The 9,302-nt window shown below is 71.0% G+C and carries 8 protein-coding genes and 2 tRNA genes; 7 read left to right on the plus strand and 3 right to left on the minus strand.

Annotated features, from left to right (window positions below; all coding sequences use genetic code 11):
- The 6 genes from AC1DMN_RS18010 to AC1DMN_RS18035 all read left to right on the plus strand — a co-directional run.
- Positions 1 to 261, plus strand: a 261-nt coding sequence (locus AC1DMN_RS18010) for an FBP domain-containing protein (RefSeq protein ID WP_477384724.1), incomplete at its 5' end; no start/stop codon positions are given.
- Positions 262 to 399: 138 nt separating this feature from the next.
- Positions 400 to 1,191, plus strand: coding sequence for an enoyl-CoA hydratase/isomerase family protein (locus tag AC1DMN_RS18015; protein WP_477231081.1), 792 nt, complete (start codon positions 400 to 402; stop codon positions 1,189 to 1,191).
- Positions 1,192 to 1,340: 149 nt separating this feature from the next.
- Positions 1,341 to 2,408 carry a hypothetical protein gene (locus tag AC1DMN_RS18020; protein WP_477384726.1) on the plus strand — a complete coding sequence of 356 codons (1,068 nt, stop codon included), beginning with the start codon at positions 1,341 to 1,343 and terminating at the stop codon, positions 2,406 to 2,408.
- Positions 2,405 to 3,199 carry an inositol monophosphatase family protein gene (locus AC1DMN_RS18025; protein ID WP_477231079.1) on the plus strand — a complete coding sequence of 265 codons (795 nt, stop codon included), beginning with the start codon at positions 2,405 to 2,407 and terminating at the stop codon, positions 3,197 to 3,199. Before AC1DMN_RS18020 ends, AC1DMN_RS18025 begins: the two co-directional genes overlap by 4 nt.
- 109 nt (positions 3,200 to 3,308) lie before the next feature.
- Positions 3,309 to 3,380, plus strand: a tRNA-Thr gene (locus AC1DMN_RS18030).
- A gap of 24 nt (positions 3,381 to 3,404) precedes the next feature.
- Positions 3,405 to 3,478, plus strand: a tRNA-Met gene (locus AC1DMN_RS18035).
- Positions 3,479 to 3,556: 78 nt separating this feature from the next.
- Here the strand turns inward: AC1DMN_RS18035 and AC1DMN_RS18040 are convergent.
- From AC1DMN_RS18040 to AC1DMN_RS18050, 3 genes are all read right to left on the minus strand, one after another.
- On the minus strand, positions 3,557 to 6,133 hold the full coding sequence (locus AC1DMN_RS18040) for a PEP/pyruvate-binding domain-containing protein (RefSeq protein WP_477231078.1): 2,577 nt from the start codon (positions 6,131 to 6,133) through the stop codon (positions 3,557 to 3,559).
- A gap of 82 nt (positions 6,134 to 6,215) precedes the next feature.
- Positions 6,216 to 7,046 carry a class I SAM-dependent methyltransferase gene (locus AC1DMN_RS18045; RefSeq protein ID WP_477231077.1) on the minus strand — a complete coding sequence of 277 codons (831 nt, stop codon included), beginning with the start codon at positions 7,044 to 7,046 and terminating at the stop codon, positions 6,216 to 6,218.
- Between the two features lie 121 nt (positions 7,047 to 7,167).
- The gene (locus AC1DMN_RS18050) at positions 7,168 to 8,391 is read right to left on the minus strand and encodes a DNA polymerase domain-containing protein (RefSeq protein ID WP_477384728.1); all 1,224 of its coding nucleotides are present in this window, start codon (positions 8,389 to 8,391) and stop codon (positions 7,168 to 7,170) included.
- Between the two features lie 136 nt (positions 8,392 to 8,527).
- Here AC1DMN_RS18050 and AC1DMN_RS18055 point away from each other — a divergent pair.
- Positions 8,528 to 9,302, plus strand: a 775-nt coding sequence (locus AC1DMN_RS18055; RefSeq protein ID WP_477384730.1) for an alpha/beta hydrolase, incomplete at its 3' end; no start/stop codon positions are given.

A 9,302-nucleotide genomic window follows, 5' to 3' on the forward strand; every position in this document is an offset into this window, starting at 1 on the left:
GGCATGTGCAACCTCTGCCACACGATGCAGCCCGGCAACCAGGTCGCTCTGTTCGCCGCTCGCCGCGCAGGGGAGGAGGGACGCAAGGGATCCGTCGTGGGCACCTACATCTGCGCCGACCTCTCCTGCCATGAGAGCGTGCGGATCGTGCCTCCACTCGCGCCCAACGAGATCCGCGCGGATCAGCACGCTGACCGGCGCCTGGACGGCACGCATCGGCGCGTGTACTCCTTCGTCGCCTCTGTGCTCGGCGACGCCTGACACCGGCGCGGCCCGAGGCGCGGCGCTGAGCCTCAGGTTCACGAAGGTTGAGACTGGGTACCACCGGGGGTGGTGCCGCGGGTAGGCTGGACGCGCGGCTCACGGCCGCACGATCGCCGTCGATCCCGAAGGAGCACCATGTCCGAGCCCCTGCTCTACCGCGTCGAGGACGGCCTGGCCCGCATCACCCTGAACCGGCCGCAGCGACTGAACGCCTTCAACGCCGAGCTCGCGCACGCGTGGGCCGATGCGACGGCCGCCGCCGTGGGCGACAGCGCGGTGGGCGCGATCCTGATCGAGGGCGAGGGGCGTGCGTTCTGCGCGGGCGGCGATGTCATCGACATGGCCACGGGCATGGGCGGGAATGAGGAGATCGAGCGGCTCGCGCAGGTCATCCACGCCGGCATCACGTCTCTGACGACGTCCGCGGTGCCCGTCGTCGCCGCCGCACACGGCACCACCGCCGGCGGAGGGCTGGGGATCCTGCTCGCGAGCGACTACGCCGTCGTCGGATCCGATTCGCGCTTCGGCAGCCTGTACGCCAACGTCGGGCTCACCCCCGACCTCTCCGTCAGCGCCCAGCTGGCCGCAGCGGTCGGCCAGCGCCGCGCGCTGCAGCTCCTGCTCACCGACCGCATGCTCTCCGCCGCCGAGGCGATCGAATGGGGCATCGCTGCGGAGGCCGTCGGCGAGGGCGACGCGGAGGCGGTCGCTGCCGCGGTGCGCACCCGAGCCGAGGAGGTCGCGCGGTTCTGGCTCACGGGAGCTTTCGGCGCGTACGGACAGGCGAAGCGCCTGATCCGCTCCCGGCCGGAGCGCACGTTCCCGGAGCAGCTGGACGAGGAGGCCCGCACGATCGCGGCCGCGTTCGGAGGATCCGAGGCGCAGGGGCTGATCGCGGCGTTCGCGCAGCGGTCCTCCGGACGCTGACGGTCCCGCCGACCCGGCGCGACGCGCGTCCCCGCATCGCATCCGCCTGCACAGAGTCCCGCGGAGACGAGTTCTCCCCTGATCGTGCATCGCCCGCAGAAGCCGCGACATCGCGTGCGAGGATGAGAGCACGACAGACGGGGGACCCCATGGCGAACACGACGACGGCCAAGTCCGGGCCGAACACTTCACTGCTCATCCGAGGAGCGATCTGGATCGCGATCGGAGCCCTCATCGCCGCCGCCCTGGTGTGCGTCGTGTGGGTGCTCATCGGCGATCAGCAGGGCCTGATCGGACGGGCGTTCCTCACGATCGTGCTGCTCGCCGGGTTCGCGGCGATCGCGATCCTCGAGGCCAGTCTCGCGCCGAACCGTCAGGACTGGCTCGCGCTGCTCAGCATGATCACCTGGATCGTGGCGCTGCTGGTCGGTGCGGTGAAGATCTGGCTGCCGGATGACAGCTACTTCGGTGGCGTGGAGCGCTTCTTCCAGCTGATCCTCGTCGTCGGCATCCTCCAGCTCGCGCTGCTGCACGTACGGCTGTTCCAGAAGGCGGCGGCCCGCCACGAGACCGCGTTCACCCGGGGGATCGTCTGGGTGACGTACGCGTTCCTCGCGTCCCTGGTCGTGATGCTGGTGTTCTACCTGACCTTCCCGCACACGTTCGACTACCAGGAGCTGTACTGGCGGATCGTGGTCGCCCTCACGATCCTCACCGCGGTCGGCACGATGCTGATCCCGCTGCTGAACGCGTTGTTCGCCCCGAAGCGCCCTGCGCCGGGCGCACCGGCCCTCGTGGCCTACGCCGCCCCGGCCGCCGTGGCCTACCCGGCGGCTGAGCCGCAGCCGTGGCCYACYTWTGCCGACGGSCGCACGCCCCTGCCSWTCYTCGCGGACGGCAGCCCSGAYTGGAACGCGTACTACACGGGCGTGCCYTCGCCGGGRGCGACGATCCCGGGGCAGCCGGCCGCGGCGACCCCGCCGGCGTCCGCTGTGCCGACTCCGTCGCAGCCCGCGATCCCCGCGGAGTCCGCGGCCGAGGCTGCCGCGGCGGCTCCCGAGGCTGTCGCGGGTGGCCACGGCCTGACGGGCGCACTGCACTCGGAGACTGCGGCGGCCGAGACGGATCCGGCTGCTCCGTCGGCGCCGGCGATTCCGGCGTTCCCGCCCGCGCCGCCTGCTCCGTCTGCCGGGCCGACGCCGCCGGCCGCCTCGTGACCGCCGTCGAACTCCGCGACCTCGCGATCGACATCGCCCGCGAGGCGGGGGAGCTGGCTCGACGTCGGCGGGCTGAAGGTGTCTCGATCGCGGCGAGCAAGTCGACACTGGCCGACATCGTGACCGAGGCGGATCGCGAGGTGGAGGCGCTGATCCGTGCGCGCCTGGATGCTGAGCGTCCGGGGGACGGCTTCCTCGGCGAGGAGACCGGCGGTGGCGAGGGGACCACGGGCATCACCTGGGTCGTCGACCCGATCGACGGGACGGTCAACTACGCATCGGGGATCCCGCTGTACGCGGTGAGCATCGCCATCGTCGAGGGCGGCAGCGATCCCGATCGCTGGACGGCGCTCGCCGGCGTGGTGCAGTCACCGGTGCTGGGGGAGACGTTCTCCGCGGTTCGCGGTGAGGGCGCCTACCTGAACGGCGAGCGCCTCCGCATCGCCGAGCCCGGGGCCGCCGGCGCCCTGCTCGCCACGGGTTTCGGGTACGACCCGAGCACCCACGCAGGAGACCTCGCCACGGTCGGCCGGGTCATGCCCGTGGCCCGCGACCTTCGCCGCGGGGGCAGCGCCGCGACCGACCTCGCGTATGTGGCGGCGGGGCGCCTCGACGGCTACTTCGAGCGCGGCCTGAGCCCGTGGGACTTCGCCGCGGGAGCGCTTCTCGTGCAGGAGGCGGGAGGCGTGTTCGCCCGTCCGGAGGGGCCCGATGTCGCACGCCGTCTGAACCTCGCCGGCAGCGCGGATCTCGTCGCGGAACTGCAGAGGCGCATCCTCGAACCACGCTGAGATCGGTCTCGGCCAACGCGGACACGCCCGTGTTACGGCGGGGTCGCCTCGATTCGGCCACGCGCCGATTCTTTGGTATTCTCGTCTGGTTGCCCTCTGAGGGCAGCACGCCCCGATAGCTCAGTGGCAGAGCACTTCCATGGTAAGGAAGGGGTCGTCAGTTCAATCCTGACTCGGGGCTCGCAGTATCCATCGGATGCCGTGCGGCAGGGTAGCTCAGTTGGTGAGAGCGCACGACTCATAATCGTGAGGTCGCGGGTTCAAGCCCCGCTCCTGCTACAGATCGAGACCCCCGGATTATCGGGGGTTTTCTCGTACCCGGCCACGCGGCTTGCTGCGTGTGGAGGGCTGATCGCGCTAAAGGGAGACCACGCCGGCTGCGCCGTCGACGGTCACCTCTTCCCCGGTCGAGATCAGCTCAGTCGCGCGGGCGACGCCGACGACCGCGGGGATGCCGTACTCACGCGCGACAACCGCACCGTGGCTGTTCGCGCCGCCCATCTCCATGACCAGTCCGCCGGCTGTGAGGAACAGCGGCGTCCACCCGGGGTCTGTCGACGGCGCGACGAGGATCTCTCCCGGCTGCAGCTCGGCGCCGACCGGATCCAGGATGACGCGGACGATCCCGGTGACCGTTCCTGCCGATGCGGGTGTGCCGCGCAGCGCGCCCTCCGTGGCTGCTGCGGCGGTGCCGACCGCCTCGGGCTCGGTCCCATCCGACAGCAGCACGCGCGGCACATGCCTGCGCTGCAGTTCGGTGTCGTAGCGGGCGCGACGCTCGTGGATCACGGTGCGCAGATCGTCGCCTGCGGCGACGCGCTTCGTCTCCTCGAAGTCGAGGAAGAACACGTCCTGTGCGTCTGCGAGCGCACCCGCCGCCGCGAGCTCGCGCCCGATCCCGAGCATCGTCTCGCGCGCCTGCCGCAGCGCCAGGACCACCAGATACTTCGGCGCTTCCCGCATCCCCACCAGTGCCCGCGCCCGCCGCAGGCAGCTGCGCGCGACGCGGGCGCGAATCCGCCGGTGCGGGCGCGCACGACGGTACAGCGTCTCGATCATGGCTGTGGCCTCGGCTGCGCCCTCGGCGAAGTGCTGGGCCGGGGTGTCCGCGTCTGCACCGAGGCGGAGATAGCCGGACAGTACGCCGAACAAGTGCGCGGGATCGTCGGCCCATCGCGGCATCCCCAGGTCGATCTCGGCGACCGCGCGATGTCCGTAGCGATCGAGGAAGGCGATCATCGCGTCCTGCAGCACCGGCGGCAGCACGCCGTCGAGAAATCTGTCGGCGAGTTCTCGCGCAGAGCCGGTCTCCAGGGCGACGGCCGAGTCTGCGTCAGCACGCGCGCGCACGGCGAGTTCCCACAGGTCGAGATCCATCTGCGTCGTCACGTTGTCCGGTGCACTGCGCAGCACCGCCTGGATGTCGCCGGGCCGGATCGCCGGGCCCAGCAGACGCTGTGCGACGCCCAGCATCGCGAAGCCGGCGGCGGCACCCGGAAGGCTGCGCGGTGCGTACGGCATCGCCCGGAAGATGAGGTCGACGACGCCGTCGACACGGTCGGCGATCGTGCCCGCTGGGGCGTCGAACGCGCGCACCTCGGCCTCGAGACGGCGCACGCGACGCTGTGCCGCGCGCGGTTCGGCGAGCGCCTGTGCGAACACGAACGGAGCGCGGATGCGGGTGGCGGCATGGAGGAACGCGCGCAGGAAGCGCCGTCGCGATCCGGGAACGACGGCGAAACGCGGATCCTCGAACAGACCACGCAGCACGACCGCAGACCGCGCCTCCATGACATCGAGGGCCCGCGGGAAGATCGCGCGCCCCGCCGCAGAGCGGACAATCGGGGTCGCGTCGACGAACAGGCGATCTCCGCCCACGGCGAGGCCTCCGGGGCCGTCGGCGATCCGAGCCGGACGGCGGCCGATGAGGTCCAGGAAGCCGGCACCGATCACGCGGAACGCCGCGATCCCCATCGGCGTGATCGGCCGGTGCAGGCCCTGGGCGAGGCTGATGCAGAAGAAGGCGCGGATCTCATCCGGCGGCTTGGGCGCATCGCGCACCGGAACCGGATACAGGGTCGTGATCGGCCGCGACTGCGTGAGCCACAGCTTGCCCTCGCCGTCGGTGGCCCACTCGATGTCCTGCGGGGTCCCGAACGTGCGCTCCACGCGATCGCCGAGGGACGCGAGCGCCGCGACCTGCGAGTCTGTGACGCTCACGGCATCGCCGCCGCCGCGCCGGCGGTCGAGGATACGGCCAGTGGCGGTGTCGATCACGAAGTGGTCCGGATCCACGGATCCGGAGACGACCGACTCGCCGAGCCCGCGCGCCGCATCGAGCACCGCTTGGCGCCGCCGGCCCGTCACGGGGTCCGCGGTGAACAGCACCCCGGCGGACTCGGCGTCGACCATCGTCTGCACCACCACAGCCAGGGCGACGCCCGCGCCGCTGATGTCGTGCGCCTTGCGGTACGCCACGGCGCGGTCGGTCCAGAGCGATGCCCAGCAGCGCTGCACGGCGCTGAGCACGTCGTGGATGCCCGTGACGCCGAGGTACGTGTCCTGCTGGCCGGCAAAGCTCGCGCCGGGGAGATCTTCAGCGGTGGCGGAGGAGCGCACCGCGACCGGCCCGGCGCCGAGCCGGGAGTAGGCCGCGCGGACGGCGCTCTCCACTTCGGCCGGGATCGGTGCCGCCATGACGGCGGCGCGTGCGGCCGAGGCGTCGGTCATCGTTCCCTCCTCGATGACGGTGCCGTGCACCGTGCGGCGATACGCCGCGGTGGTGATGCAGAACCCCGAGGGCACGTCGAAGCCGGCGCGGATGAGTTCGCCGAGATTGGCCGCCTTCCCGCCCACCGCCAAGAATTCGGCGGCCGAGAGCTGCGCGAGATCGAGGACGAGGGATGCGCTCGGCTGGGGTTCGTCGCGGTCCACGGATGATCCTTCCACTAATTCATCAATTGAGGAATTAATGGAAGGATCGCACCTCGCGGGCCGGGCCGCAAGGCTCGCCAGATCAGCGGTGCGCGGTCGCCACGAACGCGCGGATCGGCGTGCGGATCGGTCCAGGGCCGAAGCGCTGCTCGAGCAGCTCCGCCGCGATCGCCTCGATGCGGGCACGCACCTCGTCCCCGTACGGCTCGAGCTCTGCACGCATCGGTGTACCCCGCGGGATCGCGACCGCGGCAGCTGCCGCCGACTCCGCCGTCCCGATCAGGTCGACCGCCTCCACCGCGTCGACGATGAGGCCGCCGGCCTCGGCGTCCCGGCGGATGGTCTCCGCGTCGTGATACCCGTGTGCGACGCGGGTGACCACATTCGGCGGCGCGTCCGGGAGCACCCGGCGATAGGCCTCATCGACCGCCAGGGCGACGGCGTTGGTGGCGATCGAGTCCCATGCCGAGAACAGGTAGGTGCTTCCGGGTCGCAGCACTCGTCGCACCTGAGCGTGTGCGGCCGGCCGATCCGGGAAGAACATGACGCCGAACTGGCACACCACGAGGTCGAAGGTCGCATCGTCGAAGGGCAAGGCCTGGGCATCGGCGGGCTGCCAGACCACGGCGGGGGCGCCTGCCGGCCGGGGCGCGCCGCGAGCTTCGGCGACGGCGAGCATGCCGGCATTGAGATCGGTGGCGACCAACGTGCTGCCGGTTGGCAGCGCGGTCGCGAGCCCGCGCGTGACTGCACCGGTCCCCGCGGCCAGCTCGAGCACCGCAACAGGATTGCGTGCCACGGCCCGGGCGACCATGTCGTCGGCAAAGGGCCGGAACATGAGGGGCACCATGAGCTGCTCGTAGGCGTCGGGGACCCCGCCCCGGAACAACTTCGCGGCCGCGTCCTCGGGCATCTCCGCCCCTTCCTCTGCCGACTGTTCTACGCCCGCTCGCAGAGTGCTGTCCAGTGTGCGACGGAGCGGGAGGAGCAGGCCCTCCGCGAAACGCTGGAACGGATGATGACGGCCGCGCCCGTCAGCCCTGCCAGCTCTTCCCGGCCCACGGGTCGTAGTCGGCGAGCAGCGGCTCCTGCGCTGGACGCTGCTCCTCGGGCACATGCTGCAGATTGACCCGCACGCGGTACCAGAGCGAGCTCGATCCGCGCATCCCGTCGATCAGGACATCGGCCGGATGCAGCATCGACGCCACGGACGCATGCGTCTCACGCCACTGCTCGAGCGCAGYGAGCGCCTCGGGCTTGGTCTTCGTGCGGGCGATCTCGATGAGCGGCATGGTCGARGCGCGGCGCCCGGATCCATCGGATCCGCGCGGYGGCTTCTCCGCCGGACCCAGCTTTTCGGCCAGAGCGAGCAGCGCTGACAGCGACCCCGCCTCCCGATCGATGCCCCGATGCGGATCGCCGATCTCGGCGAAGCGCGTGCGCACGGTCGGCACCGTGAACTCGTCCGGGCGGCGTCGGCGCACCTCGTCCCAGGCGAGCGGAGTCGACACGCGCGCATCCGGCAGGGCGCGGATCGAGTACGCGGAGGCGACGGTGCGGTCCTTCGCGTTCTGGTTGAAGTCGACGAACACGCTCTCGCCGCGCTCCTCCTTCCACCAGCGCGCGGTGGCGAGCCCGGGCGCCCTGGCCTCCACCTCGCGCGCCAGCGTCTCGGCAGCGAGGCGCACGGCGGCGAAGTCCCACTCGGGCTGGATCCGGACCAGGATGTGCATGCCCCGGGAGCCGCTGGTCTTGGGCCAGCCCACGAGCCCGCAGTCATCGAGCACCTCGCGCACGACGAGGGCCGTGTCGACGATCTGCGACCATTCGACGCCGGGCATCGGATCCAGATCGACCCGCAGCTCGTCGGGGTGCTCCAGGTCGGCCGCGCGCACCGCATGCGGGTTGAGATCGAGGCAGCCGAGATTCACGATCCAGGCGAGCCCCGCGGCATCGGTGAGGACCGCCTCCTCCGCGGAATTGCCCGACGCATAGCGCAGCACCGCGGTGCCGATGTAGTCGGGATGCTCGGGCACCCGCTTCTGGAAGAACGGCTCGGCGTCGATGCCCTTCACGAACCGCTTGAGCACCATAGGACGCCCGCCGGCTCCGCGCAGCGCTCCGTCCGCCACCGCAAGGTAGTACTCGACGAGGTCGAGCTTGGTCAGCCCCGCCTGCGGGAAGACGACCTTGTCGGGGTGCGATACGCGCACCTGGGCGCCGTCGATCTCGAGGAAGGTCTCGGCTCTGCCTGCCATGGATCCACGTTAGATCGTGAGCGTCGTCGCGGCGAGAGCAGCGGACGATCCGAGACGGGGCGATGCGCTCTTGCGGTTCCCGCAGACGCGACGTAATCTACAACCAATCAGTTGTATTTAATCTCGAGGAGGAAGCATGTCGGACAGCGCAGCACGGACCGTCGTCACCCGCACGGTCGGCGAGGGCGATGACGCGATCACGTACGACATCCATGGTGATCTCGCCACGGCGAGCGTCGAACGGCCGGCGCTGTTCCTGTTCGGTGCGCCGATGGACGCGACGGGATTCCAGATCCTCGCCTCGCATTTCGGCGACCGTCCGGTCGTCACCTACGACCCGCGCGGCGCGGGGCGCAATCCGGTCGGCACCGCGGACATCACGGTGCAGCGGCACGCTGACGACCTGCACCGCGTGATCGCCGCGCTCGGCGTCGGACCGGTCGATGCGTTCGGCAGCAGCGGCGGAGGCGTGAACCTGCTCGCCCTGCTCGCTGCGAATCCCGACGATGTCCGCATCGCTGTGGTGCATGAGCCTCCCGTGGCCGACTTCCTGCCTGACCGGGATGCCGTGCTCGCGGTGACGGCCGACATGAAGCGCACCTTCGCAGCGGAGGGGAGCGGCCCGGCGCTGGCGAAGTTCATCCAGTTCGTGATGCTCGACGGCCCGGTGCCTGAGGGGTACCTCGACGGCCCGGCACCCGACCCCTCGATGTTCGGACTGCCGACGGCCGACGATGGCAGCCGGACGGATCCGCTCTTCCGCAACATGCCGGCGACTCTCGCCTACCTGCCGGAGATCGCGGCGCTCCAGGGTCTCGGCGAACGCCTCGTGATCGCGTTCGGTGCCGAATCCGGAGAGACCATTCCGGCGCGCGCGGCACGGGCGGTCGCCGCCGCGCTCGGGATCGAGG

The organism is Microbacterium sp. 01T413_2, assembly GCF_056398985.1.